This is a genomic window from Thermobifida fusca NBRC 14071 = JCM 3263, assembly GCF_001592045.1.
GTDB lineage: Bacteria > Actinomycetota > Actinomycetes > Streptosporangiales > Streptosporangiaceae > Thermobifida > Thermobifida fusca.
The window spans coordinates 41,856-67,237 of record NZ_BCWB01000014.1 but is presented as its reverse complement, the minus strand read 5'-3'; the positions used below and the strand labels follow the sequence as shown (position 1 = coordinate 67,237).

Genomic DNA, 25,382 nt, shown 5'->3' with positions numbered 1-25,382 from the left:
CTCCCAGCGGAGAATGCTGGGAGCCGCGGTCGTGTCCGCGTGAAGAGAACAAAACGCTTGCGTCCCTGGTTGATACTGGGAGGTAAGCAGTTTTCTCTGCACTGATCCCATCCGACTCGCAACCACCGGAGGTATTGCCATGTCCGCCTCGCTCGACTCCACCACCGTCGACGCGCGTGCGGACGGCGCGGTCGGGACAGCCGCGCAGGAGCTGGGCGAGCTGTGTGTGCTCCTGAAGCTCGGGGAGATCGTGCTCAAGGGCAGCAACCGGCACCTGTTCGAGCGCCGTCTGCAGAACAACATCCGCGCCGCCGCTAAAGGCCTGCCCGAATTCCGGCTCTCCCAGCGCAAAGGCATCATCATGCTGCGCATGCCCGGTGCCTCCGACCTCGAAGTGGCCCAGCTGGCCGAGCGCATGCGCAACGTCATGGGGATCGTGTGGGTGCACCTGGTGCGCCGGGTCGCCAAAGACGTGGACACCGTCACCCAGGTCGCGGTGCAGGCCATGGCCGACCGCTCCGGCTCTTTCGCGGTGCGGGCCCGCCGCCGGGACAAGCGTTTCCCCATGATCTCCTCGGAGCTGGCCGGGCACGTGGGCGCCGCGATCAAACGCGCCTACCCCCACCTGACCGTCAACCTCTCCCAGCCCGACCACACGGTCCAGATCGAGGTCGACAAAGACGAGGTGTTCGTCTTCACCGACGGCATCCCCGGCCAGGGCGGCCTCCCGGTAGGCATGAGTGGACGCGGCCTGGTCCTGCTGTCCGGCGGGATCGACTCCCCGGTCGCGGCCTACCGCATGATGCGCCGCGGGCTCCGGCTCGACTTCCTGCACTTCTCCGGCATGCCGTTCACCGGACCGGAGTCCATCTACAAGGCGTACAGCCTGGTCCGGCAGCTCGACCGCTTCCAGAACGGCTCCCGGCTGTACGTGGTGCCGTTCGGCAAGGCCCAGCAGCAGCTCCGCAACTCCGGCGCGGAACGGCTGCAGATCGTCGCCCAGCGGCGCCTCATGCTCAAAACCGCGGAAGCCCTTGCCGACCGGCTCAACGCCAGCGCGCTGGTCACCGGGGACGCCCTCGGCCAAGTGTCCAGCCAGACCCTGGCCAACATCACCGCCCTGGACGACGCTGTGGACCTGCCGATCCTGCGTCCGCTGATCGGCATGGACAAGACCGAGATCATGGACCAGGCCCGCGCCATCGGCACGCTCACCATCTCCGAGCTGCCCGACGAGGACTGCTGCACCATGCTCACCCCGCGGCAGGTGGAGACTGCGGCCAAGATCGCCGATCTGCGGCAGATCGAGAAGCGACTGGACGTTGAAGAACTCGCCGAACACCTGGCCAGCAACGTGCAACTGCACCGCCCCAGCTTCCTGGGCGAGGAGGAGAACACCGCAGCCTGACCGGACCTTCCGCGCCCGCCGCACCCGGCCGCGACGGGCGCGGGTCCGGTTACACGCCGGCGCCCACCTGCGCCACGCTGGGCGTGAGCGTGCGGCCCACGAGCGGCGGCAGCGCCGTCACCACGTGCGCCAGCTCGGCCAAGTCTGCGTGCGTGAGCGCCTGCGGCCCGTCGCACAGTGCCGTCTCCGGAGCAGGGTGCACGTCGACGATGAGGCCGTCCGCGCCCACCGCGATCGCCGCACGCGACAGCGGCAGCACCAGTTCCCGCTTGCCGCCCGAATGCGACGGGTCCACCACCACGGGCAGGTGCGACAGCCGCTGCGCCACGGCGACCGCGCTCACGTCCAGCGTGTTACGGGTCGCTTTCTCGAACGTGCGGATGCCGCGCTCGCACAGCACGATGTTCAAGTTGCCGCGCTGCGCAATGTACTCGGCGGCCATCAGCCACTCCTCGATCGTGCTGCTCATCCCGCGTTTGAGCAGCACCGGCTTGCCCGCGTCGCCCACGGCTTGCAGCAGCGCGAAGTTCTGCATGTTGCGGGTGCCGATCTGCAGCATGTCGGCGTAGGAGGCGACCAGCTCCACGTCGGAGGCGTCCACCACTTCGGTCACAATCGGCAGGCCGGTCTCCGCACGCACATCCGACAGGATCTTCAGACCGGTCTCGCCCAGGCCCTGGAACGCGTAGGGGGAGGTCCGCGGCTTGTAGGCGCCGCCGCGCAGCAGCGCGGCACCCGCACGCTTCGCCATCAGCGCCGCTTCCAAAGTCTGCTCCGGGGTTTCCACCGCGCAGGGACCGGCGATGAGTGTCATATGGTCGCCGCCGATCGGTACCCCAGCAACCTGCACGACCGACCGCTCAGTCGTGTTTTCCCGGCTGACCAGCTTGTAGGGAGTGGAGATGCGCAGGATGTCGGCGACGCCGGGGAGGGCACGCAGATTAAGCGTCTCGAACCGTTCCACGTCGCCTACCAGGCCGATGATGGTCCGGCTCACCCCCCGGGTCACGTAGGCCTCACCACCCACCGAGGCGACGAGGTCAACGATGGAGTCGATGGTGTCGGAAGGGGCGTCGGGCGCCATAACGATGACCATTGAACGCTGTCCTTACCAGGTGCTGTGGAGAGTGTGGGAGCAGCGGTGACCTGGACAGAAAAACAGAAAAGCCCTGGACCGTTCGGCCCAGGGCTTCCAAGTCGTCCGTGTCAGCGCAGCGCTCGTTGGGCGACCGGGCCCGTGGGCCGGTAGCCGTAAAAGCGCCAAAAGTACCGCTGCATGGCAGCGACTATAGCGCACCGCGCCGCCGCCGCTGAAGCCCACGGGGGTAGGAGCGCGCGCACGGGCACCTGAAAAGATGGTCCTGGGATGAGTATCGGGAGAAGAACGATTGTCTGAGCGACGGCTGCCGCCAGGGCAGTACGTGCCGAACGAATGGCCTGCTGTGCACTACGGCCCGGTACCGAAATTCCGCCCGCACCGCTGGGATCTGCAGGTCTACGGAGCCACAGCGGACGGGACGCAGTACCGGTGGGACTGGACCGAGTTCCAGACCCTGCCGCGCGTCGACGTGGTCACCGACTTCCACTGTGTGACCAGATTCACCAAGCTCGACGTGCGGTGGCGCGGGGTGGCCGCCTCCACCGTGCTGAAACTCGCACCCCCCGCCGAGGACGCCACCCACGTCATGGTCTGGGCAGAGTACGGCTACAGCGCCAACCTGCCCCTCGACGACTTCCGGCGTCCCGACGTCATCCTCGCCACCCACCGCGACGGCAAGCCGCTGGAACCCCAGCACGGATACCCGGTGCGGCTCGTCGTCCCCCACCGCTACGGCTGGAAGAGCGTGAAATGGGTGCGCGCCATCGAATACCTCACCGCGGACCGGCGCGGCTTCTGGGAGGAGCGCGGCTACCACAACCTCGCCAACCCGTGGCTGGAGCAGCGCTACTCCTACCAGGAGGACCCCGGGGACGGGCCGCCGCTGGACTGAGCGGGCCCGCTCAGTCCAGCCCGATCCAGAGCCGGTCCTCCCTGCCCCGGTCCCGATCCCGCTCCCGGCCGAAGGGGGACGTCCAGATCTCGATCGTGGAGCCCTTCGGCGCCTCGCCCTTGGGGTTGTAGTCGCCGACCCGGTTGCCGATCACCTGGTGCACGGTGACCTCGAAGCCCCGCTCCTCCAGCTCCTTGCGGGCCTTGTCCACCTTCCACCCGCGGATGTCGGGAACCTCCACCAGTTCCGGACCGGACGAGACGGTGAGGGTGACGCTCTGCCCCGCCCCCACGGTGGTCTCCGCCTCCGGGTCCTGGGAGATGACATGGCCTTCGGGGACCTCGTCGTGGTGCTCCTCGACGACCGTCACCTCCAAGTCGCTGGACTCCAGCAGGCGGCGCGCATCGTCCACCTTCTGGCCGACCACGTTGGGCATGGGGAACCCGGCGCTGATCGTCAGCGTCACGCTCTCCTCGCGGTTGGCCTTCTCGCCCGGGGCCGGCTTGGTGGTGATCACCGTGCCCGGAGGGTTGTCAAACGAGGTGATCTCGTCTTCCACGATGTCGGTCAGCCCCACCTCTTTGAGGGCGTCCCGGGCCTCCGCCACCGAAGCACCTTCGACGTCGGGCATCTCCACATACTGCGGCCCCGCCGACAGGATGAGGGTGACGAGCGTGTCCGGCAGCAGCCTGCTCCCAGCCTCCGGGTCGGTGGCAGCGACCGTACCGGGCGGCGCCTCGTCGCTGTAGGCGGGCTCTTCCGCGGTCTGCACGCGGAAACCCAGCATGCGCAGGTCCCGGCGGGCCTCGTCGCTTTCTACGCCGACCAGGTCGGGAACCGTCTCATAGCGGCCGTCCACCATCCACCAGCCGAACCCGACCGCCACGACCAGCAGCAGCACGGTGGCGACCAGCAGCGGCGTGCGGAGACTCGGCCGCGGCGGCCGGTCGTCCTCGTAGTCGTCGTACTCCACGGGGGGAAGCTCGACCCCCTGCAGGGTGCGGGTGGCGTTGTCCGAGTCTTCCGCCGTGTCCCCGGCAGGGGCGGGCGCCATCTCCATCACAGAGGTCACCGCGGCGGACGGCTGCTCGTCCAACGCTTTCCGCGCGGCGAAGACCGCGGCAAGGAACTGGCCGGCGTTGGCGAGCCGGTAGGCGGGGTCGCGTTCCGTGGCGCGCACCACCAGCGAGTCCACTTCCGGGGGAATCCCCGGCACCACCCGGGACGGGCGGGGGACGTCCTCGTTGACGTGCTGGTAGGCCACGGCGATCGGAGAGTCACCGGTGTGCGGCTGGCGGCCGGTGAGCAGCTCGTAGAGCATGATGCCGCACGCGTAGACGTCGCTGCGGGCATCCGCGGTGCTGTGCGTGATCTGCTCCGGGGACAGGTAGGCGGCGGTCCCCATGAGCGTGCCGGTCTTGGTCAGCCCCTGCTGGCTGGCCTCCGCGGCCCGGGCCAGCCCGAAGTCGGCCACCTTGATCTGGCCGTCGTGGGTGATGAGGACGTTCTCCGGTTTCATGTCCCGGTGCACCATGCCCGCCTGGTGGGCGGCGCCCAGCCCGGCGAGGATCGGCACCATGATGCGCAGCGCCTCGGCGGGGGAGAACCGGGTTCGCGCCTTCAACGCGGCGCGCAGCGTCTGGCCCGCCACGTACTCCATCGCCAAGTACACGTGCCCCTGGTCGCTGCCCTGGTCGTAGACCTGGACCACGTTGGGGTGCGACAGCTTGGCGACCGCGAGCGCCTCGTTGATGAACCGTTGGACGAACTGCGGGTCGCGCGCCAGGTTGGCATGCATCACCTTCAGCGCGACACGGCGGTCCAGCCGGAGATCGTGAGCGAGGAAGACAGTCGCCATACCGCCGTTGGCGATCTTCGATTCGACCCGGTACCGATGGGCGAGGGTCGTTCCCACTAGCGCGTCCGCAGCCGTCATGTCCACGAGGGGAAGTTTACGGGGGAAAGCGGAAACTGACGGTCTCACCACAGTTTCGGCACGCAGCAGTAAAGAAACCCGGGGCGGGACCACGGTCCCGCCCCGGGTTTCAGCCCTCGCGCGGCGGGGAGGAGGCGTGCGCGTAGCGGCGGATCGGGATCCGCCCGGCCAGCCGGGCCCGCCGACCAGCCGACACCGCCTCCCGCATCGCGTGCGCCATCAACACCGGATCCTGGGCCCGAGTGACCGCGGTTGCCAACAGCACCGCGTCGCAGCCCAGTTCCATGGCGAGTGCCGCATCGCTTGCGGTGCCGATGCCCGCGTCCAAAATCACAGGGACGTCCAGCTCTTCGACGATCAGTTCGATGTTGTGCGGGTTGCGGATGCCCATCCCCGAACCGATCGGCGCCCCTAACGGCATCACCGCGGCACACCCCACCTGCGCCAGCCGGCGGGCCAGCACCGGGTCGTCGTTGGTGTAGGCGAGGACGACGAACCCCTCGTCCACCAGCCGTTCTGCGGCGTCCAGCGTCTCCACCGGGTCAGGAAGGAGGGTGCGCTCGTCGGCGACCACCTCCAGCTTCACCCAGTTGGTCTCCAACGCTTCACGCCCCAGCCGCGCAGTGCGCAGCGCGTCGACCGCGGTGAAGCAGCCTGCCGTGTTGGGCAGCGGGCGGACCCCGGTTTCCCGGAGCACATCCCAGACCGACCCTTGGGCGTTCGGGTCAACCCGGCGCATCGCCACAGTGGTCATCTCGGTGCCGGAGGCACGCAGCGCGTCCGCCAGCACGTGCAGCGACGGAGCACCCCCGGTGCCCATGATGAGCCGGGAATGGAACTTCTCCCCGGCGATCACCAACGGGTCCTCGAAGGTGTCGGCGCGGGTCGTCCCGGTCGCAGCGTCGGTCAAGTCAGCCCCCCTGCACAGCGGTGAGCACGTCCACCCGGTCGTCGGGGGAGACCACGGTGCGCGCCCAGTCGGTCTTGGGCACCACCTCGTCGTTGACCGCCACAGCCACGCCCGACTCCGCCCGGGTCAGGGAGCGCACCACGTCGGCCACCGTGGTGTCCGGAGCGAGCTGACGCGGCTCACCGTTGATGATCGCGTTCACGATGTTTCAACCCCTTTCGATGGTGAGGATGAGGGAAGGAAGCGGTCTGCGGCGAGATGGCTCGCATAGTCGGGCAGCCGCCCCGTACTCAAGACTTCGGCCATGACATCTCCGGTCACCGGGGCCAGCAGCACCCCGTGGCGGTAGTGGCCGACCGCAAGGTGCAGCCCGCGCACACGGGTGGGTCCCAGCAGCGGCTCGTTGTCCGGCGGCCCGGGGCGCAGCCCCACGCACGTTTCGACGATCTCCAGTTCCGTGACCCCGGGTACGAGCTCGCGCGCGTCGCGGAGCATCTCCCAGACCCCGCCGACGGTCAACCGGGTGTCGAAGCCCATCTCCTCCTGGGTGGCCCCCAGGATCACCTCGCCATCGGCCCGCGGCACCAGGTAGACGGGGGAGCCGGTGACCAAGCCGCGCACGGTGCGGGTCACCAGCGGCTCGGCGCCCACGGGGGTGCGCAGCCGCAGCAGCTGCCCCTTGACCGGGCGCAGCGGGGGCACCACTCCCTCGGGCAGTCCGACAATGTCGGAGCTCCACACGCCCGCGGCGAGCACCACCTGGCCCGCGTCGAGAGTGTCGCCGCTGTCCAGCACGACGCCGCGCACGGCGTCCTCGCCCCCGACCACCTCCCGGACGTGCCCGGCGACGAACAGTGCGCCGCGGGCAGCGGCGGCGGCACGCAGCGCCTCAGACAGGCGGCGCGGATCCACCGAGTGGTCGTCAGGGGCCAGGAAGCCGCCCCGCACAGTGGGAGCCAGCATCGGCTCGAGCCGGCGGCATTCGCGTGAGGTGAGCCGTTCGGTGCGGATACCGAGACGGTCGCGTAGCTGCTGCAGTTCCGCGAGCGTGGCCATGTCGTCCGGGTCGAACCCCACCTGCAGGGTGCCTTCGGTGCGGTAGCCCGGGTCGACGTCGGTGTCTTCTGCGAGCTCGGCGATGAAATCGGGGTAGCGCTGCTGGGACCGCAGCCCCAGACGGATCAGCGACTCTTCCCCGAACACCGCTTCGGTTGCGGGGGTCAGCATGCCCGCCGCCACCCCGGACGCGGCGCCCGCCTTCTCCGCGGACACGACGGTCACCCGCATCCCGAGGCGGGCAGCACGCCATGCGGTGACCAGGCCAATAAGTCCGCCCCCAACGACAAGGACGTCCGGGGCTGAGCGCAACTGCACGGCGCGCCACTCCCTTCGCCGGTATGACCCGGATCAGGTTCTGCGGTCGGAGGCGGACAGCCTCCCTCTCAGCCGGGTTCCGCCCCGGCTCCCGCGGGTTTTCGCTTTCGTCCGCATTCTAGGTCGCCCGTGACTGGGGAAGCCAAAGGTCCGACATGTACGCCTAAAGCGATCACGGTCGGTCGAGAGGATTCGGCGCGCGCCAGATGTGGAAGATTGGGACCGTGACACAGATCGATCGCGACCTCGACGCGCTCGTCGGAGAGTGGCTCACTCTCCAGGAAGCGGCCGCGGCCCTCGGTGTGAGCCAGAACCAGGTCCGGCAGATGATCCGCAACCACCGGCTCCTCGGCGTGGTCCGCGGCGGAGAACTGGCGATTCCCGCGGCGTTCATCACCAACGGCACCATCCTCAAAGGCCTCCAAGGCACCCTCACCGTGCTCGCGGACAGCGGTTTCTCTCCGGAGGAGGCGCTGCGCTGGATGTTCACCGCAGACGACAGCCTGCCCGGCACTCCGCTCGATGCGATCCGCGGCAACCGCGGCACCGAGGTGCGCCGCCGCGCCCAGGCGATGCTGCTGTAAGACACCCCGTCGCCGGGTACGCTGCACCCGCCCCGCGGGACAGGCGCTCGGCGACGATCTAGGGTGGGAGCCGTGGACGAGACTCTGCGAAAGCGGTTGGAATCCGCCCGGCTCTACCTGTGCACGGACGCCCGCGCCGACCGAGGCGACCTGGCCGAGTTCCTTGATGCGGCGCTCGCCGGGGGCGTGGACATCGTGCAACTGCGCGACAAGACCCTGGACGCGCGGGACGAGCTCGCCGCGCTGGAAGTCGTGCGTGAGGCGTGCGACCGCCACGGGGCGCTGCTCGCGGTCAACGACCGGGCCGACATAGCCCACGCCGTCAACGCCGACGTGCTGCACCTGGGACAGCGGGACCTGCCCGTGCGCTACGCCCGCGCGATCCTCGGGGACCGGCCGCTGATCGGCCGCTCCACCAACGCGGCGGAGCTGTCTGCGGCCGCCGACCGGGAAGAAGGCGTCGACTACTTCTGTATCGGCCCGGTGTGGGCGACCCCGACCAAACCGGGACGGCCCGCTGCCGGGCTCGACGAGGTGGCGCGGGTCGCCGCCCTGCACCCGCAGCGCCCCTGGTTCGCGATCGGCGGGATCAACGAGGACAACCTGGACCAGGTGCTGGCCGCGGGCGCCCGCCGGGCTGTCGTGGTCCGCGCCATCACCGAAGCCGAAGACCCGCGTGCGGCGGCGGCGGAGCTCAAACGCCGCCTCGTGGCAGCGGCCGCAGCCTGACCGCGGCCCGCCCCCGCCCGGGCGGGCCGGAAAGGGCGCTCAGCGGGGGCCGAGCGCGCTACCGGAGCCGCTGAAGAGCGGCGCGTGGGACAGCGCGCTCGGATTCTTCCGCAGGTAGCCCTCGAGGGAGCGGGCAGGGTGGCCGGTCAGCCGCAGTACGGTGCGGTTGGCGGTGCTGAGTTCCCCGGCGGCGATCGCCGTGCAGGCGCTCACCCGCTCCGCGATTTCCCGGGCGGTCAACCCCTGCGAGGAGAGGAAGTCGATGGCCTCCTCCGGGGTTTGCGGAACGTAGACGATGGTGCGTCCGGTGAGCGTGGACAGGCGGGTCGCGGTCTGCCCCAGCGAGACGGCTTCCGGACCGGTCACGTTGTAGATGCGGTTGACGTGCTCTTCCGGGGCGTGCAGCACAGCGGCGGCGACGTCGGCGACATCGTCCCGCGACACCCACGCCACGGTGCCTTCCCCGGCCGGGCCGCGGATCGTGCCGTCCTCGCCGATCCACTCGGGCAGGAGGTCCAGGTACAGGCTGGGCCGCAGGAAGGTGTAGGCCACCCCGGTGGTGCGCAGGTACTCCTCGGTGGCGTAGTGCTCCCGGCCGAGGACGCAGGTCGCGGCGGCGCTCGCGTTGAGGAACGACAGGTAGACGATGTGGCGCACCCCTTCGGCCACGGCCGCGTCGATGACGGCCCGGTGGAGTTCCTCGCGGTTCTCCGCGTGGTCCGCGGCGACGAGGAACAGCACCTCGGCGCCGCGGACTGCGCGGCCGAAAGCGGCAGGATCCTCGTAGGCGGCCAGGACCGCGCTCGACTTCGGGAGTTCGGGGGCGCGGTTGAGGTCACGGACAATGAGCCGCTGCGCAAGGCCCAGCCGTGCCAACTGGGCGGCTACTTTGCCGCCGACGGCTCCGGTCGCCCCAGTCGTCGCGATAACACGTTCCGCTCTCAGATCCTCACCCATAGTGTTTATCTTCGGCAAACAGTCCCGGACGTGCACTGACCGGCGCGCCGGACCGCGCGCGAAACGTGCCGGTACCGCCCCGCGCAACGCGGCCCCGGCACCGGGAATCCCCCACACGCGCGGGATGCCCGCACGCCTGCCGGAAGCTGAGCACAACCCGGGGGCTATGTCCTAGGATCGCGCCATGCACCCCAATGTTCGCGCTGTCGCCGAACTGCTCGCTGCCCACGGCGCTTCCGGCACCGTCAAAGAGCTGCCGGACTCTGCCCGGACCGCCGCGGACGCCGCGGCACAGTTGGGCTGCGAGATCGGCGCGATCGCCAACAGCCTTGTTTTCGCCGCGCGCTACGACTCGGCGGACACCTCCCCCGATACGCTCCACCCGGTACTCGTCCTCACCAGCGGCGCCCACCGGGTCGACACCGGCAAAGTCGCCGCCCTCCTCGACGCAGCGGAGGTCGTCCGCGCCACCCCGCAGTTCGTCCGGAAACACACCGGCCAGCCCATCGGCGGGGTCGCTCCGATCGGCCACCCCAAGCCGCTTCCCACCCTGGTCGACGAGTGGCTGGAGCGTTACGAGACTGTGTGGGCCGCCGCAGGCCACCCCAACGCGGTATTCCCCACCTCGTTTACGGAACTCTGCCGCCTCACCGGGGGAAGACCGGCTGACGTGGGGCAAGAGTCGTCCTAAGAGACCGGGAACACCTGGGGGCGGTGTGGAAACCGAGATCGAGTTCTGGGAACTGGCCGCGCCAGCCTTCATCCGCGCCCTGCCCGCGCTGATGGAGATCTACGCGGCTGCCATGGCACCGCCCCCACGGCAGCTGCCGGGGCGGCAGGCCATCATGCGCCAGCACGCCCACTATCCCCGGTTCCATTCCGTGGTCGCGGTGACCGGGGAGCGCAACGCGGTCGCGTTCGCCTACGGGTTCCACGGCTGCCCCGGGCAGTGGTGGCACGACGTGGTCACCGCGGAACTGGGGCGCATCGACCCGGAAGGGGTGCGCCGCTGGTTCGCCGACTCGTTCGAAGTCGCCGAAGTCCACGTGCTGCCGGAGTGGCAGGGCAACGGGATCGGCCGGGCACTCCTGTACCGGCTGCTGGAGCCCCGGCGGGAGCGCACCGCGGTGCTGTCCACTCCCACCGGGGCCACTCCCGCCCACGGGCTCTACCGTTCGTCAGGGTTTGTGGATCTGATCACCGGATTCCGGTTCCCGGGCACAGTGGACCAGGAGTTCACCATCATGGCAGCGCAGCTACCGCTGCCGGCTGGGTGGCGCCCACGAGCCGGTGGTAGACCTCGCGGGTCGCCGTCGAACGGTTGAACGTGATGAAGTGGATGCCCGGCGCCCCTTCGGCGAGGAGCCGTTCGCACAGCCGAGTGGCGTGCTCGATACCGAGCGCGCGCACCGCCTCGGGGTCGTCGGCGACCCGTTCGAACTCTTCCGCCAGCCTGTGGGGGAACGGCGCTCCCGACAACTGCTCGGAGCGGGCGATCGTGCTGAACTTCGTGACCGGCATGATCTCAGGGATGATGGGCACGTCGCAGCCCCGGGCCGCGACCCGGTCCCGCAGCCGCAGGTAGTCCTCGGCTTCGAAGAACATCTGGGTGATCGCGTAGTCCGCTCCTGCCCGGCATTTGCGGACGAAGAAGTCCGTGTCGGTCTCCACGTCGGGGGAGCGGGGGTGCTTGTAGGGGAATGCGGCCACCCCGACGCAGAAGTCACCGCTCTCCTTGATCAGCCGCACCAGTTCTTCGGCGTGGGTGAGGCCCTCCGGGTGCTTGACCCATTCGCCCAGCGGGTCGCCGGGCGGGTCGCCGCGCAGCGCGAGCATGTTGCACACCCCCGCCGCCGCGAACCGGCCGATGAGGTGGCGGAGCTCCCGCACCGAGTGGTTGACCGCGGTGATGTGCGCCACGGGCAGCAGAGTGGTGTTGGTGGCGATCTTCTCGGTGACGTTCACGGTCCGGTCCCGGGTGCTGCCGCCCGCACCGTAGGTCACCGAGACGAAGGAAGGGCGTAGGGCCTCGATCTCCCGGATCGCCCGCCAAAGCATGCGCTCCCCCTCGGGCGTTTTCGGGGGGAAGAACTCGAAGGAGAACGTGGGCTCTTTACGCGCCAACAGTTCGCTGATACGGCGCGGACGAGGCGCCGGGCGCGGCGTGGGTGATCCGAGCATGTCTCCCACTGTAATCGACCATATCGGTGGGGTTTGGGTGTGTCGTGGTGAAGACGGGCGGCGGAACAATCGGTAGCCTGCCCTTATGAGCTCCTCGCACTTGTCTCCCGTCGCCTTCGTGCGCCCCCTTGTCGATGCCGAACTGGCGGCCTTCGTCGCGAGCCGACGCCCGCTGCTGCTGGAGATCGGCGCGGAGTGGGAACCGGTGCTGGCCGCCCTCGAAGCCATGATCAGCGGCGGCAAGCGGCTGCGGCCGGCGTTCTGCTACTGGGGATGGCGCGGCGCGGGCGGGGGAGAGGAGCCCGGCCTCTACACGGCCGCGGCAGCCTTGGAGCTGCTCCAGGCGTGCGCGCTGATCCACGACGATGTGATCGACAACAGCGACACCCGGCGCGGGCAGCCCGCCGTGCACCGCAGGCTCGCCGCCCTGCACCGGGAGTCGGGATGGCACGGCGACCCCGACGAGTTCGGCCGGGGCGCGGCGATCCTGCTGGGGGACCTGTGCCTGGCGTGGTGTGAAGACATGTACCAGTCGAGCGCGCTCCCCGCGGAAGCGCTCGCTGCGGGGCGGGGCCCCTTCGACCTGATGCGCACCGAGGTGGTGGCCGGCCAGTACCTGGACTTGGTGGAGCAGGCGCGCGGCGCGGACACCGTGGAGGCAGCGCTGCGGGTGATGCGGTTCAAGTCGGCCAAGTACACCATTGAGCAGCCCCTCCACCTGGGTGCAGCGCTGGCGGGACGGTACGCCGAGCTGGCCCCCGCCTACACCGCCTACGGCATCCCGTTGGGGATCGCCTTCCAACTGCGCGACGACGTCCTCGGGGTGTTCGGGGACCCGGAGGAGACGGGGAAGCCTGCAGGGGACGACCTGAGGGAGGGGAAGCGCACGGTGCTGGTGGCAGAGACGCTGCGCCGGGCGGCAGCGGACGACGCCGAGCAGTTCCGGCGCCTGCTGGGCGACCCCGAGCTGGGGGCCGAGGAGATCGCCTGGATGCGTTCGGTCATCGTGGACAGCGGTGCGCTGGAAGCCTGCGAAGCCCGGATCGCCGACTATGTGGCCGATGCGACGCAGGCCCTGGAGAACGACGTGATCGCCGACGACGCGCGTTCCGCGTTGGCGGACCTCATCGTCGCTGCCACCGCACGTAAGCACTAGCCTGCCGCGGGGCTTGCTGTCCGGGAAGCGGTCGGGGCGTGCGGGCTGCGGGGTTGCCGGTGTGCCGTGCACTCTGCGTGCGCTGCGGGGCTCTTTCCGCCAGGGTTGACGAACATGTGTTCGAAGGTGTTCACTGGGAGTGTGCGCGGCGGCTTCCTCGCTGCCGGTGAGGAAGGCTCCCGCGGTCGTCGTTTCGGGGCGGCGCCCCCCTGACGTCCCGAAACCTCGCCGGTCGGGCGGGAGGAGGGGAAGCCTCTCGCCCGACCCTCCCAACGGCCCCCTGCGGGGTATGCAGGCAAAGCATGGTAAAGGCGGCTGGCTGCACAGCCAGCCGCCTTTACCATGCTTTGCGGCGTTGTCCCGGACGCCCTCAGCGGTATGGTGCCCGGGCCGTGCGCGAGCCTTAGAAGGCTTCCACTGCGCGCCGCGCCTCGGGGTCGAGGACGCCCCAGTTGATGAACTCTTCGGTCAGTTCAGCGGGCGACCGGTCGTAGATGACCGCCAGCGAACGCAGATCCTCCTGGCGGATGGACAGCACCCGGCCGTTGTAGTCGCCGCGCTGGCTCTGGATGGTGGCCACGTAACGGGCGAGGGGCCCGGCCTTCTCCTTGGGCAGTTGCTGCATGCGCTCCAGGTCGATGACCAGCTTGGGCGTCGGACCCAGCGGGGCGGGTGCGGGCTCGCCCGGCAGAAGCTCCGACATCGGCACGCCGTAGAACTCGGCGAGGTCGGCCAGCTTCTGGACCGTGACCGCGCGGTCACCGCGCTCGTAGGAACCGACGACGACAGCCTTCCACCGCCCCTGCGACTTCTCCTCTACTCCGTGCAGGGACAGTCCCTGTTGCGTACGGATGGCACGCAGTCGGGCACCCAGAGCTTTCGCGTATTCCGATGGTGGCATTCTTTCGTGCTCCCCGGCATGAAAAGTGGCTGAAACAGGAGGCGGGATCCGCTGCGGGTCCGGTGGAGAACCCCGTCGCATCACACCGACCTAGTGCGGCTCAGTCGGCGACTCGCGGCATCACACCCCCACAATGGTTACGCACAGTGACGGTAGGGCGGGAAGAGTGCTCAGGTCAAGCCGTTGGGTGAAAACGCGACGATTCAGTGGCCAAACTGTGTGTAAGTGAGACGACTCTCATAGGTCTCCTCAACAGGACATAACACCCTGGTCGATTTTTCCTGAATGTCACCTCCTGCGAGGTTCCTTCCCTGCTCATCTCGTCACCACGTAAAGAAAGCGTACCTTCCGAATCCGAAAGATTGCGCAGAGTCAAGATCTAAGAGTGTGATTACTCTCATAATCCCTGGATGTTGGGCCCATGCTACGTCATGCGCGGAAAGTCGTCGCTGGTACCGTGAGAGCCGTCCGACGTCCTTTAACGACCTGTCCAGTGAGGCAGGGAAGGAGGTCCGCTTGTGCATGCCCACAACCATGCCGGCGGTGAGCGACCAGACCAGCGACGAGCGGTTCTGGAAGGCCCCGAGATCTCCCGGGCGCTGACCCGCATCGCCCACGAGATCCTCGAACGCACCAAAGGGGGCCACGACCTCACCCTTCTGGGCATCCGCACCGGAGGCGTGCCCCTCGCGCAGCGGCTCGCCGAACGCATCGAACGCGTCGAACAGCGCCCGGTCCCCTGGGGCGCCCTCGACATCACCATGTACCGCGACGACCTGCGGCTCGCCCCGGCCCGCGCCCTCGGCAGCACCGACATTCCCCCCGAAGGCGTCGACGGGCGGACCGTAGTCCTCGTCGACGACGTGCTCTTCTCCGGCCGCACGGTCCGCGCCGCCCTGGACGCCCTCAACGACCTGGGACGCCCGCGCGCCGTGCAACTGGCGGTCCTCGTCGACCGCGGCCACCGGGAACTCCCCATCCGCGCCGACTACGTGGGGAAGAACCTGCCCACCTCGCTCCGCGAAAGCGTCACCGTGCTGCTCGAAGAACTCCACGGGCGCGACGCGGTCCTCATCGGCCCCGCCAAGCCCCGTCCCGGAGCGCCCGAGTCCGCCGCAGCCACCCCGGGAGGAGCACGCTGATGCAGCACCTGCTTTCCGCCGGAGACCTCACCCGAGACGAGGCCCTGCTCATCCTCGACACCGCGCGGGAACTCTCCCAGGTCAGCGAACGCTCCGTGAAGAAGCTGCCGACCCTGCGCGGCCGCACCGTCGTCAACCTGTTCTACGAAGACTCCACGCGCACCCGGATCTCCTTCGAAGCCGCCGCCAAACGCATGTCGGCGGACGTCATCAACTTCTCCGCACGCGGCTCCAGCGTCTCCAAAGGAGAAAGCCTCAAAGACACCGCGCTGACCCTGCAGGCCATGGGCGCCGACGGGGTCGTCATCCGGCACAGCGCCCCCGGAGCGGCGCGCCGCCTCGCCGACTGGGTGGACGGCGTCGTCATCAACGCCGGCGACGGCACCCACGAGCACCCCACCCAGGCGCTGCTCGACGCCTACACCATGCGGGAACGGCTCGGCCGCGTCGAAGGCCTGCGGGTCGCCATCGTCGGCGACATCCGGCACAGCCGCGTCGCCCGCTCCAACGTGCTGCTGCTCACCACCCTCGGCGCCGAGGTCACCTTGGTCGCCCCGCCCACCCTGCTGCCCGTCTCCGTCGACACCTGGCCCTGCGCGGTCTCCTACGACCTCGACGAAGTCCTGCCCAAGAGCGACGTCGTCATGATGCTGCGGGTGCAGGCCGAGCGGATGCACTCCTCGTTCTTCCCCTCCGCGCGCGAATACAGCCGCCGCTACGGCCTGGACGCCGACCGCCTGGCACGGATGGCCGACCACGCCATCGTCATGCACCCGGGCCCCATGGTCCGCGGCATGGAGATCTCCGCGGAGGTCGCCGACTCCGCCCGCTCCACCGTCACCGAACAGGTGACCAACGGTGTCAGCGTCCGCATGGCCGTGCTGTACCTGCTGCTCGGCGGTGCCATCCACAGACCGGGAAACCAGGGGGAGCCCCGATGACGACCACCACGCGCTACCTGATCCGCAACGCCCGCATCCTCGGGGGCGAGCCCACCGACCTGCTGCTCGCCCACGGCCGTATCGACGCGATCGGCCCCGACCTCCCCGCTGACGGCGCCGAAGTGGTCGACGCCGCCGGGGCCATTGCCCTGCCCGGCCTCGTCGACCTCCACACCCACCTGCGGGAGCCTGGACGCGAAGACGCAGAAACCGTCGCCACCGGGTCGCGGGCCGCCGCCATGGGCGGCTACACCGCCGTCTTCGCCATGGCCAACACCGACCCCGTCGCCGACACTGCCGGCGTCGTCGAACAGGTCTGGCGGCTGGGCCGGGACGCCGGATACTGCGACGTCCACCCGGTCGGGGCGGTCACCGTCGGCCTGAAAGGCGAACGCCTCGCCGAACTCGGCGCCATGGCGGACTCCCCGGCCAAAGTCCGGGTCTTCTCCGACGACGGCATGTGCGTCTCCGACGCCCAGCTCATGCGCCGCGCCCTGGAATACGTCAAAGCGTTCGACGGCGTCATCGCCCAGCACGCCCAAGAACCGCGCCTCACCGAAGGCGCCCAGATGAACGAAGGCGTCGTCTCCGACCGCCTGGGGCTCGCCGGCTGGCCCGCCGTCGCCGAAGAAGCGATCATCGCCCGGGACTGCCTGCTCGCCGAGCACGTCGGCTCGCGGCTGCACGTCTGCCACGTCTCTACCAAGGGGTCGGTGCAGATCATCCGCTGGGCCAAGAGCCGCGGCTGCGACGTCACCGCCGAAGTGACCCCGCACCACCTGCTGCTCACCGACGAGCTCGCCGAGAGCTACGACCCGGTCTACAAGGTCAACCCGCCCCTGCGCACCGCGGAAGACGTCGAAGCGCTGCGTGAAGGACTGGCGGACGGCACGATCGACATCGTCGCCACCGACCACGCCCCCCACCCCAGCGAAGCCAAAGAAACCGAGTGGAACCAGGCCGCCATGGGCATGATCGGCCTGGAAACCGCGCTGTCGGTGGTCCAGCACACCATGGTCGACACCGGCCTCCTCGACTGGGCCGGAGTGGCGCAGCGCATGTCCGCCACCCCCGCCCGCATCGGACGCCTCACCGACCAGGGCCGCCCCATCGCCGTGGGAGAACCCGCCAACCTCACCTTGTACGATCCCACGGCGACGCGCGTGATCGACCCTGCGACGATGGTGTCGAAGAGCCGCAACACGCCCTTCGCCGGAATGACCCTGCCCGGACGTGTCCTCGCCACCTTCCTCCGCGGGGTACCCACCGTTCTCGACGGGAAGATTCAGTGAGCACCAGTCACCACGCCCCAGCAGCCGTCCGCCTGCCCACCGCAGCAGCGGACGCCCAGCGCCAGAGCGACCAGACAACCACCATGCCCGCAGAGGGGAACAAGAACGTGCAGGTACCCGCGATCCTGGTCCTGGAGGACGGCCGAGTCTTCCACGGGGTCTCCTTCGGTGCAGAAGGGGAGACCTTCGGTGAAATCGTGTTCCACACCGGAATGACCGGATACCAGGAGGTCCTCACCGACCCCTCCTACCACCGCCAGATCGTGGTGATGACCGCACCGCACATCGGCAACACGGGGGTCAACGACGACGACGCCGAATCCCACCGGATCTGGGTGGCCGGATACGTCGTCCGCGAACCCTCCCGCATCGTCTCGAACTGGCGGGCCCAGCGCACCCTCGAAGAGGAACTGCGCCGCCAAGGAGTCGTCGGCATCGCCCTCTCCGGCACCCGGGCGCTCACCCGCCACCTGCGCGACAAGGGCGTGATGCGCGCCGCCATCAGCACCGTGGAAACCGACCCGGACAAGCTGCGGGAACGCGTCCTCGCCAGCCCGCAGATGGTCGGCGCGAACCTGGCCGGAGAGGTCACCACCGCCGAGCCGTACACGGTCCGCCCGCCGGACGGCGTCCCCGTCCGCTTCACCGTCGCAGCGGTCGACCTCGGCATCAAAGCGATGACCCCGCAGCGGCTCGCCGAACGCGGCTGCGAAGTGCGGGTGCTGCCCGCCCACACCACGGCCGAGCAGATCCTCGCCCTCAACCCGGACGGCGTGTTCTTCAGCAACGGCCCCGGCGACCCTGCCGCCGCCGACGCCGTGGTGGAGACCATGCGCGGCATCCTGGACGCGGGCACCCCGCTGCTCGGCATCTGCTTCGGCAACCAGATCCTGGGACGCGCCCTCGGCCTGGAGACCTACAAGCTGCCCTTCGGCCACCGCGGCGCCAACCACCCGGTCCGCGAGACCCGGACCGGGCGCGTCTACATCACCAGCCAGAACCACGGATTCGCGGTCCGCGCGCCCCTCGACGGCCCGTTCGACACTCCCTACGGCCGCGCCGAAGTGAGCTACATCGGCCTCAACGACGGCGTGGTGGAAGGACTGCGGCTGCTCGACCGCCCCGCGCTCAGCACCCAGTTCCACCCGGAGGCCGCCTCCGGGCCCCACGACGCCGCGGACGTGTTCGACACCTTCGTGGAGATGATGACCGCCCACCGGCAGGCCCGCGAGGCCGCGCGCGCCTGACCTGTGTCGCGCAGCTCGGCGTTGCCCGCCGGGACTGCTGGCGGGCCGCCACCCCTGACGTGATTTGCGATACCTGAGGAATACCGACGACTATGCCGCGCCGTACTGATCTTTCGTCTGTGCTCGTGATCGGCTCCGGGCCGATCGTCATCGGCCAGGCGTGCGAATTCGACTACTCGGGCACTCAGGCGTGCCGGGTGCTCAAAGCCGAAGGGCTGCGGGTGATCCTGGTCAACTCCAACCCGGCCACGATCATGACCGACCCCGAATTCGCGGACGCCACCTACGTGGAACCCATCACCCCGGAGATGGTCGAGAAGATCATCGCCAAGGAGCGTCCCGATGCGCTGCTGCCCACCCTGGGCGGCCAGACCGCGCTCAACACCGCGGTGGCGCTGCACGAGGCCGGGGTGCTCGACAAGTACGGGGTCGAACTGATCGGCGCCAACATCGACGCCATCCAGGCCGGGGAAGACCGCGACAGCTTCAAACGCGTCGTGGAGCGGGTCGGTGGCGAGTCGGCCCGCTCGGTGATCTGCCACTCCATCGAAGAGTGCCTGGCCGCCGCCGAAGAACTGAACTATCCGGTCGTGGTCCGCCCCTCCTTCACCCTGGGCGGCGCCGGCTCCGGGTTCGCCCACAACGAGGAGGAGCTGCGCCGCATCGCGGGGCAGGGGCTCGCGCTCTCCCCGACCACCGAGGTGCTCCTTGAGGAGTCCATCCTCGGCTGGAAGGAATACGAGCTGGAGCTGATGCGCGACGCCAACGACAACGTGATCGTCGTCTGCTCCATCGAGAACCTCGACCCCATGGGCGTGCACACCGGCGACTCCATCACGGTCGCCCCCGCGATGACGCTCACCGACCGCGAATACCAGCGGCTGCGCGACCTGGGGATCGCCATCATCCGCGAAGTCGGGGTCGACACCGGCGGCTGCAACATCCAGTTCGCGGTCCACCCCGAGACCGGGCGGACCATCGTCATCGAGATGAACCCGCGCGTCTCCCGGTCCTCGGCGCTGGCGTCCAAAGCCACCGGGTTCCCCATCGCGAAGATCGCGGCCAAGCTCGCCGTCGGCTACACCCTCGACGAGATCACCAACGACATCACCGCCAAGACGCTGGCCAGCTTCGAGCCGACCCTGGACTACGTCGTCGTCAAAGTGCCGCGGTTCGCGTTCGAGAAGTTCCCCGGCGCCGACCCCGGCCTGACCACCACCATGAAGTCGGTCGGCGAAGTCATGGCGATCGGCCGGTCCTTCCCCGAAGCGCTGCAGAAGGCCATGCGGTCGCTGGAGAAGAAAGGCAGCTCCTTCACCTGGACAGGAGACCCCGGGGACAAAGAGGAGCTGCTGCGGGCGGTCCGGACCCCCAGCGAACACCGGCTGCGCCAAGTCCAGCAGGCCCTGCGGGCCGGGGCCACGGTCGCGGAACTCCACGAGGCCACCAAGATCGACCCGTGGTTCCTCGACCAGATCCTCCGGTTGGACGAGAAGGCCCGCGAACTCGCCGCCGCTCCCCGCCTCGACGCGGACCTGCTGCGCTCCGCCAAACAGCTCGGCTTCTCCGACGCGCAGATCGGCGAGATCACCGGCCGCTCCGAAGAAGTCGTGCGGGAGCTGCGCAACGCCCTCGACGTGCACCCGGTCTACCTGGCCGTGGACACCTGCGCCGCCGAGTTCCCCGCGACCACGCCCTACCTGTACTCCAGCTACGACGAGGAGACCGAGGTCCCGCCCAGCAGCAAGCCCAAGGTCATCATCCTCGGCTCCGGACCCAACCGGATCGGCCAGGGCGTGGAGTTCGACTACAGCTGCGTCCACGCGTCCTTCGCCCTGTCGGAGGCCGGCTACGAGACCGTCATGGTCAACTGCAACCCTGAGACGGTCTCCACCGACTACGACACCAGCGACCGGCTGTACTTCGAGCCGCTGACCCTGGAAGACGTGCTCGAAGTGGTGCGCGCCGAACAGCAGACCGGCGAAGTCGTCGGCGTGATCGTGCAACTGGGCGGCCAGACCCCGCTCGGCCTGGCCAAGAAGCTCAAAGAAGCCGGGGTGCCGATCGTGGGCACCAGCCCCGAGGCGATCGACCTGGCCGAAGACCGCGGCGAGTTCGGCCGGGTCCTGGCCAAAGCCGGGCTGCCCGCCCCCAAGCACGGCACCGCCCAGTCCTTCGACGAAGCCCGGGCCATCGCCGAAGAGATCGGCTACCCGGTGCTGGTCCGCCCCTCCTACGTGCTCGGCGGCCGCGGCATGGAGATCGTCTACAACGAGGCCATGCTCGCCGACTACATCGAGCGCAACGCGGAAGTCAGTGCCGAACACCCGGTGCTGGTGGACCGCTTCCTCGACGAAGCCATCGAGATCGACGTGGACGCCCTCTACGACGGCACCGAACTGTACCTGGGCGGTGTCATGGAGCACATCGAGGAGGCGGGCATCCACTCCGGCGACTCCGCCTGCGCTCTGCCCGCGATCACCCTGGGCCAGGAGGACATTGAACGCATCCGCTACTCCACGGAGGCCATCGCCGCCGGGGTGGGGGTGCGCGGCCTGATCAACGTGCAGTACGCGCTCTCCGCCGGCGAACTCTACGTGCTCGAAGCCAACCCGCGGGCGTCGCGCACCGTGCCGTTCGTGTCCAAGGCCACCGCGGTCCCCCTGGCCAAGGCTGCAGCCCGGATCATGCTGGGGGCGACCATCCAGGAGCTGCGCGACGAGGGCCTGCTGCCGCGGCACGGCGACGGCGGCACTCTGCCCCCGGACGCACCGGTCGCCGTCAAGGAAGCGGTCCTGCCGTTCAACCGTTTCATTGACCGCCACGGCCAGGGCGTGGACACCGTCCTGGGCCCGGAGATGCGCTCCACCGGTGAAGTCATGGGCTTGGACGTGGACTTCGGCACCGCGTTCGCCAAGTCCCAACTGGCCACCTACGGCACGTTCCCCACGTCGGGAACCGTGTTCGTCTCCGTGGCCAACCGCGACAAGCGCACCATGATCTTCCCGGTCCGGCGGCTGGCCGACCTCGGGTTCGAGATCCTGGCCACGGAAGGCACCGCGCTGGCGCTGCGCCGCCACGGGGTGCAGGCCCGCGTGGTGCGCAAGCACAGCGAAGGGCCTGGACCGGACGGGGAGCCGACCATTGTGCAGCGCATCCACAACGGTGAAGTGGATCTCATCGTCAACACGCCGTTCGGCGGCCCCGGCCAGTCCGGACCGCGCCTGGACGGCTACGAGATCCGCACCGCCGCAGTGGCGCGCGGCGTGCCCAGCGTGACCACGGTCCAAGGCCTGGCCGCCGCCGTGCAAGCCATCGAGTCGCTGGTCAACGGCAGGATCCAGGTGCGTTCGCTCCAGGAGCACGCCCAGCGGCTGCGCGACGCATCGCAGGCGACCGCGTAGGGTCGACCGCTGCCCCTCGGGGCGGGCGGGCATTCCCGTCCCCGAGGGGCAGCCGGTTGCGGAACAATGGGACAGCGAGCGCCCGGGGAGCGGGGTTTCTCCGCGGGCCCCCTCGCGGCCCGTCGCAACGACGTCCGGGAAGCGCTCGAAGCGATGGTGGAGACCGGGAGGGGACCCTCTCAGTGAGTGACGTGCGGCCGGTGCAGATGAGCAGCCCGGTACTGACGGTGCGGCAGGTGGACGCCTACCACGCCATCACGGTGGTCGCTCCGGGGATTGCGGAGCGGTTCCGGTCAGGGCAGTTCGTGGCTGTGGCGGTCGGCGGCGAGCACTCCGCCATGCTCACCCGGCGGATGTTCGCGATCCACGAGGTCAAACCCGACTACGGCGGCACCGTGGAGTTCCTGTTCACGGTGCGCGGCAAGGGGACCGCCTGGCTGGCGGAGCGGCGCTCCCGCGACCTGCTCGACATCATCGGCCCGCTGGGGCGGCCGTTCCCGCTGCCGCGCGACCCGGTCAACTGCGTCCTCGTCGGCGGCGGCTCCGGCAGTGTCCCGCTGTTCCCGCTCGCCCACGCGCTGCGGCGGCGCGGCTGCCGCGTGGACTTCGTCCTGGGCGGGGCCACCGCCTCACGGGTGTTCAACGCGATGACCGCGCGCCGGATCGCGGAGACCGCGACTTTCACCACCGACGACGGTTCGCTGGGCACCAAGGGCCGGGTCACCGACGTGCTCGCCCAGGTGATCGAGGAAGCCTACTCCGACGTGGTGTACGCGTGCGGCCCGATGCCGATGCTGCGCGAAGTCACTGCGATCGCGATGCACTACGGCATCCCGATCCAGGTGTCCGTGGAGGAGACCATGGCCTGCGGCACCGGGATCTGCATGTCGTGCGTGGTCCCGGTGGTCGGCGAGGACGGGATCACCCGGATGGCGCGCGCCTGCGTGGACGGCCCCGTGTTCCGGGGCGAGCGGGTGCGGTTCGACGACGTCGGTACAGTTCCGTTCGACGCTCTAGGAGCCCCTGGCTGGAAGGCGCGGAGCGTCGAGGACCAGGCCCGCGAGGCTGGGTGAGTGACGATGCCCTTGGACGCGGAGACGGTGGCGGAGACAGCGGCGATGATTCCCGATCTGCGGGTCAGGCTGGGGGAACTGGAGCTGGCCAACCCGGTGGTGACCGCGGCCGGATGCGCCGGGGCCGGGCGGGAGCTGGCGCGGTTCTTCGACATTGCGCGGATCGGCGCGGTGGTCACCAAGTCGGTCACCGTGGAGCCGCGGGCCGGCTGGCCTGCGCCGCGTATCGCCGAGACCCCGAGCGGGGTGCTCAGCACGGTTGGCTTGCAGGGGCCAGGCATCGACGTGTTCGTGCAGCGGGACCTGCCGTGGCTGCTCTCCCGCGGGGCGCGTGCCGTGGTGTCGGTGGCCGGGGGGAGTGTCGACGAGTACGTCACGCTCGCCCAGCGGCTCTCCGAAGCTCCCGGGGTCACCGCGATCGAAGTGAACCTGTCCAGCCCGGACTTGAGCCGCGGGGGCGAGCATTTCACCGCGGACCCCGAGGCCGCAGCCCAGGTGGTGGCGGCGGTGCGGGAGACCGCACGGTCCGACATCCCGGTGTTCGCGAAACTCTCCCCGGACGTCGCCGACCTGGTGGCGCTCGCCGGCAAGTGCGTGGCTGCGGGCGCCGACGGGCTGGCCCTCGTCAACACGGTGCGGGGCATGGTCATCGACGTCGACACGATGCGTCCCGCCGTGGCCGGGGGGATGGGCGGCCTGTCCGGTCCCGCGATCCGGCCGATCGCGGTCGCCTGCGTCTACCAGGTGCATGCCGCATACCCGGAGGTGCCCATCATCGGGATGGGCGGGATCGGCACCGGCCGGGACGCGCTGGAGTTCCTGCTAGCCGGGGCGAGCGCAGTAGCGGTCGGGACCGCGCTCTTCCACGACCCTTCGGCGTGCATGCGCGTGCTGCGGGAACTGGAGCGGGAGCTGATCGACCGGGGAGTGGAGCGGGTCGAGTCGCTGATCGGGGCCGCCCACCACGGGATGGGAGGCCTCGGTGTGGCCGCGGGATGAGCGGCCTGCCGCTTCCCCCGGCGTGGCGGGCACCCACACCGCGCTGAAACGCGCGGTAACGTCCTGCGCTGCTGCGCGCGAGTTTTTTCCTCTGCCGCCGGATGCCGTGCCGCAGAGAACGCGTTGAGCGGGTTCTCTGCGGCACGCGGTCGGGATGCGGCATACGGTGTCCCGGGCGGACTGCTGCCGTCCGCCGCGCCCGATGCGCTAGGAGGCCGGAGCGCCGTATCCAGCGGCGCGCCTGTTCCGTGCCCTGCCGCGTGCGGCGGGACGCGGAAAACAACCACGACACGAAGGAGGACCACTGTTGGCCGCACCCATCGCCGTCGCGCTCGACGCCCCGGATGTGGAGACCGCTTCCCGCTGGGCCGCCGCGGTCGCCCCGCACGTCAGCACCCTGAAAGTCGGGCTGGAGCTGTACCTGCGCTACGGGCCCGCGGTTGTGGAGGCCGTGCGCGGTGCGCGGGAGACCGCGCTGTTCCTCGACCTGAAACTGCACGACATCCCCGCCACGGTCGCGGGCGCTGCCCGATCGGTGGCCGGGCTTGCTCCGGCGTTCCTCACCGTGCATGCGGCCGGAGGCGCCGACATGGTCCGCGCCGCGGTGGAGGCGGCACCCGAGACGCGGATCGCCGCGGTGACCGTGCTGACGTCGCTGGACGAGGCCGCGCTCGGCGCGGTGGGGATGCGCGGCCCGGCGAGGGACGCGGTGCGCCGGCTTGCGGTGCTCGCAGTGGAGGCGGGGGCCCGGGCCTTGGTGTGCTCCCCGCAGGAGGCGGCTATGGTCCGCGCCGAGGTCGGCCCGGACGTCACGCTCATCACCCCGGGGGTGCGGCCGGCCGGGGCCGCCCAGGGGGACCAGGCGCGGGTGGCGACTCCCGAGGCGGCGCTGGCGGCCGGGGCGGACCTGCTGGTCATCGGACGGCCCATTACCCGCGCACCGGATCCGGGGGCGGCGGCTGCGGCGCTCGCCGCAGAGCTCCAAAAAACCGGGGCGTCCCCCTCCTGACCGGCCAGGATCTGTTACGGTCATCCATCGGTTCCCGGTTTCTTCGTCCGAAATACGGTTTTCTGGCGTTGATGTGGCGAACCTCACGTCAATGTCGTCAGTGGTGTCCGGGGCTCTGTCCGGATTGTCAAGCAGGCAGAAAACCTAC

General features: G+C 69.7%; 23 protein-coding genes and 1 riboswitch. Of the genes, 15 read left to right on the top strand and 8 right to left on the bottom strand.

The window, feature by feature from the left end:
- The first annotated feature begins 139 nt into the window (after positions 1-139).
- Positions 140-1,408: a tRNA uracil 4-sulfurtransferase ThiI gene (gene thiI, locus TF1_RS02440; RefSeq protein ID WP_011291485.1), complete on the top strand. Its 1,269-nt coding sequence runs from the start codon at positions 140-142 to the stop codon at positions 1,406-1,408.
- Positions 1,409-1,457: 49 nt separating this feature from the next.
- Here thiI and aroF read toward each other — a convergent pair whose 3' ends face one another.
- Positions 1,458-2,504, bottom strand: coding sequence for a 3-deoxy-7-phosphoheptulonate synthase (aroF, locus tag TF1_RS02435; protein WP_011291486.1), 1,047 nt, complete (start codon positions 2,502-2,504; stop codon positions 1,458-1,460).
- 292 nt (positions 2,505-2,796) lie between these two features.
- Here aroF and TF1_RS02430 point away from each other — a divergent pair, with 292 nt between their 5' ends.
- Positions 2,797-3,399, top strand: a complete 603-nt coding sequence (locus TF1_RS02430; protein ID WP_011291487.1) for a sulfite oxidase-like oxidoreductase — start codon at positions 2,797-2,799, stop codon at positions 3,397-3,399.
- A gap of 10 nt (positions 3,400-3,409) precedes the next feature.
- On the opposite strand, the gene pknB is transcribed toward TF1_RS02430, so the two are convergent.
- The 4 genes from pknB to thiO all read right to left on the bottom strand — a co-directional run bounded on the left by pknB (position 3,410) and on the right by thiO (position 7,619).
- Complete coding sequence (gene pknB, locus TF1_RS02425; protein ID WP_061783591.1) at positions 3,410-5,341, bottom strand: Stk1 family PASTA domain-containing Ser/Thr kinase; 1,932 nt, start codon at positions 5,339-5,341, stop codon at positions 3,410-3,412.
- A gap of 103 nt (positions 5,342-5,444) precedes the next feature.
- Positions 5,445-6,245, bottom strand: coding sequence for a thiazole synthase (locus TF1_RS02420; RefSeq protein WP_011291489.1), 801 nt, complete (start codon positions 6,243-6,245; stop codon positions 5,445-5,447).
- 1 nt (position 6,246) lies between these two features.
- The gene (gene thiS / locus TF1_RS02415; RefSeq protein ID WP_011291490.1) at positions 6,247-6,447 is read right to left on the bottom strand and encodes a sulfur carrier protein ThiS; all 201 of its coding nucleotides are present in this window, start codon (positions 6,445-6,447) and stop codon (positions 6,247-6,249) included.
- Positions 6,444-7,619, bottom strand: coding sequence for a glycine oxidase ThiO (thiO, locus tag TF1_RS02410; protein ID WP_016188469.1), 1,176 nt, complete (start codon positions 7,617-7,619; stop codon positions 6,444-6,446). The genes thiS and thiO overlap by 4 nt, the downstream gene beginning before the upstream one ends.
- Positions 7,612-7,724, bottom strand: a riboswitch (TPP riboswitch). Its footprint overlaps the gene before it by 8 nt.
- Before the next feature lie 119 nt (positions 7,725-7,843).
- Here thiO and TF1_RS02405 point away from each other — a divergent pair.
- Together TF1_RS02405 and thiE are read left to right on the top strand one after the other, a co-directional pair.
- On the top strand, positions 7,844-8,203 hold the full coding sequence (locus TF1_RS02405) for an Rv2175c family DNA-binding protein (RefSeq protein ID WP_016188470.1): 360 nt from the start codon (positions 7,844-7,846) through the stop codon (positions 8,201-8,203).
- A 72-nt stretch (positions 8,204-8,275) separates the two neighbouring features.
- Entirely contained in the window at positions 8,276-8,932 is a 657-nt protein-coding gene (thiE, locus tag TF1_RS02400) for a thiamine phosphate synthase (protein ID WP_011291493.1), read from the top strand.
- A 39-nt stretch (positions 8,933-8,971) separates the two neighbouring features.
- On the opposite strand, the gene TF1_RS02395 is transcribed toward thiE, so the two are convergent.
- Positions 8,972-9,889: an SDR family oxidoreductase gene (locus TF1_RS02395; RefSeq protein WP_061783590.1), complete on the bottom strand. Its 918-nt coding sequence runs from the start codon at positions 9,887-9,889 to the stop codon at positions 8,972-8,974.
- Between the two features lie 184 nt (positions 9,890-10,073).
- Between TF1_RS02395 and TF1_RS02390 the strand changes: the two genes are divergently transcribed.
- Both TF1_RS02390 and TF1_RS15700 read left to right on the top strand, forming a co-directional pair.
- Positions 10,074-10,580 carry a YbaK/EbsC family protein gene (locus tag TF1_RS02390; RefSeq protein WP_011291495.1) on the top strand — a complete coding sequence of 169 codons (507 nt, stop codon included), beginning with the start codon at positions 10,074-10,076 and terminating at the stop codon, positions 10,578-10,580.
- 25 nt (positions 10,581-10,605) lie between these two features.
- Positions 10,606-11,214: a GNAT family N-acetyltransferase gene (locus TF1_RS15700; protein WP_011291496.1), complete on the top strand. Its 609-nt coding sequence runs from the start codon at positions 10,606-10,608 to the stop codon at positions 11,212-11,214.
- Here TF1_RS15700 and metF read toward each other — a convergent pair.
- Entirely contained in the window at positions 11,132-12,070 is a 939-nt protein-coding gene (gene metF, locus TF1_RS02385; RefSeq protein WP_061783589.1) for a methylenetetrahydrofolate reductase [NAD(P)H], read from the bottom strand. The two genes, TF1_RS15700 and metF, sit on opposite strands and share 83 nt — an antisense overlap.
- A gap of 85 nt (positions 12,071-12,155) precedes the next feature.
- On the opposite strand from metF, the gene TF1_RS02380 reads away from it, so the two are divergent.
- Entirely contained in the window at positions 12,156-13,226 is a 1,071-nt protein-coding gene (locus TF1_RS02380) for a polyprenyl synthetase family protein (protein ID WP_011291498.1), read from the top strand.
- A gap of 403 nt (positions 13,227-13,629) precedes the next feature.
- On the opposite strand, the gene bldD is transcribed toward TF1_RS02380, so the two are convergent.
- A complete protein-coding gene (gene bldD, locus TF1_RS02375; RefSeq protein WP_011291499.1) occupies positions 13,630-14,127 on the bottom strand; it encodes a transcriptional regulator BldD in 498 nt (165 codons plus the stop codon).
- Positions 14,128-14,645: 518 nt separating this feature from the next.
- Here bldD and pyrR point away from each other — a divergent pair.
- The 8 genes from pyrR (at position 14,646) to pyrF (ending at position 25,234) form a co-directional block, all read left to right on the top strand.
- Positions 14,646-15,269: a bifunctional pyr operon transcriptional regulator/uracil phosphoribosyltransferase PyrR gene (gene pyrR, locus TF1_RS02370; protein WP_011291500.1), complete on the top strand. Its 624-nt coding sequence runs from the start codon at positions 14,646-14,648 to the stop codon at positions 15,267-15,269.
- Complete coding sequence (locus tag TF1_RS02365; protein WP_011291501.1) at positions 15,269-16,210, top strand: aspartate carbamoyltransferase catalytic subunit; 942 nt, start codon at positions 15,269-15,271, stop codon at positions 16,208-16,210. The genes pyrR and TF1_RS02365 overlap by 1 nt, the downstream gene beginning before the upstream one ends.
- Positions 16,207-17,502, top strand: a complete 1,296-nt coding sequence (locus tag TF1_RS02360; RefSeq protein ID WP_011291502.1) for a dihydroorotase — start codon at positions 16,207-16,209, stop codon at positions 17,500-17,502. The genes TF1_RS02365 and TF1_RS02360 overlap by 4 nt, the downstream gene beginning before the upstream one ends.
- A gap of 83 nt (positions 17,503-17,585) precedes the next feature.
- A complete protein-coding gene (carA, locus tag TF1_RS02355; RefSeq protein ID WP_061783594.1) occupies positions 17,586-18,749 on the top strand; it encodes a glutamine-hydrolyzing carbamoyl-phosphate synthase small subunit in 1,164 nt (387 codons plus the stop codon).
- 92 nt (positions 18,750-18,841) lie between these two features.
- On the top strand, positions 18,842-22,153 hold the full coding sequence (carB, locus tag TF1_RS02350) for a carbamoyl-phosphate synthase large subunit (RefSeq protein WP_061783588.1): 3,312 nt from the start codon (positions 18,842-18,844) through the stop codon (positions 22,151-22,153).
- A 182-nt stretch (positions 22,154-22,335) separates the two neighbouring features.
- Positions 22,336-23,226: a dihydroorotate dehydrogenase electron transfer subunit gene (locus TF1_RS02345; protein ID WP_011291505.1), complete on the top strand. Its 891-nt coding sequence runs from the start codon at positions 22,336-22,338 to the stop codon at positions 23,224-23,226.
- Positions 23,227-23,271: 45 nt separating this feature from the next.
- Positions 23,272-24,225 carry a dihydroorotate dehydrogenase gene (locus TF1_RS02340; RefSeq protein ID WP_038043548.1) on the top strand — a complete coding sequence of 318 codons (954 nt, stop codon included), beginning with the start codon at positions 23,272-23,274 and terminating at the stop codon, positions 24,223-24,225.
- 307 nt (positions 24,226-24,532) lie between these two features.
- Complete coding sequence (pyrF, locus tag TF1_RS02335; protein ID WP_011291507.1) at positions 24,533-25,234, top strand: orotidine-5'-phosphate decarboxylase; 702 nt, start codon at positions 24,533-24,535, stop codon at positions 25,232-25,234.
- Positions 25,235-25,382: the final 148 nt, after the last annotated feature.

Coding starts and splice junctions, on each gene's coding strand:
- thiI (WP_011291485.1), top strand. CDS start 140: ATGTCCGCCTCGCTCGACTCCACCACCGTCGACGCGCGTGCGGACGGC.
- aroF (WP_011291486.1), bottom strand. CDS start 2,504: ATGGTCATCGTTATGGCGCCCGACGCCCCTTCCGACACCATCGACTCC.
- TF1_RS02395 (WP_061783590.1), bottom strand. CDS start 9,889: ATGGGTGAGGATCTGAGAGCGGAACGTGTTATCGCGACGACTGGGGCG.
- TF1_RS02390 (WP_011291495.1), top strand. CDS start 10,074: ATGCACCCCAATGTTCGCGCTGTCGCCGAACTGCTCGCTGCCCACGGC.
- metF (WP_061783589.1), bottom strand. CDS start 12,070: ATGCTCGGATCACCCACGCCGCGCCCGGCGCCTCGTCCGCGCCGTATC.
- TF1_RS02380 (WP_011291498.1), top strand. CDS start 12,156: ATGAGCTCCTCGCACTTGTCTCCCGTCGCCTTCGTGCGCCCCCTTGTC.
- bldD (WP_011291499.1), bottom strand. CDS start 14,127: ATGCCACCATCGGAATACGCGAAAGCTCTGGGTGCCCGACTGCGTGCC.
- TF1_RS02365 (WP_011291501.1), top strand. CDS start 15,269: ATGCAGCACCTGCTTTCCGCCGGAGACCTCACCCGAGACGAGGCCCTG.
- TF1_RS02360 (WP_011291502.1), top strand. CDS start 16,207: ATGACGACCACCACGCGCTACCTGATCCGCAACGCCCGCATCCTCGGG.
- carA (WP_061783594.1), top strand. CDS start 17,586: ATGCCCGCAGAGGGGAACAAGAACGTGCAGGTACCCGCGATCCTGGTC.
- carB (WP_061783588.1), top strand. CDS start 18,842: ATGCCGCGCCGTACTGATCTTTCGTCTGTGCTCGTGATCGGCTCCGGG.
- TF1_RS02340 (WP_038043548.1), top strand. CDS start 23,272: ATGATTCCCGATCTGCGGGTCAGGCTGGGGGAACTGGAGCTGGCCAAC.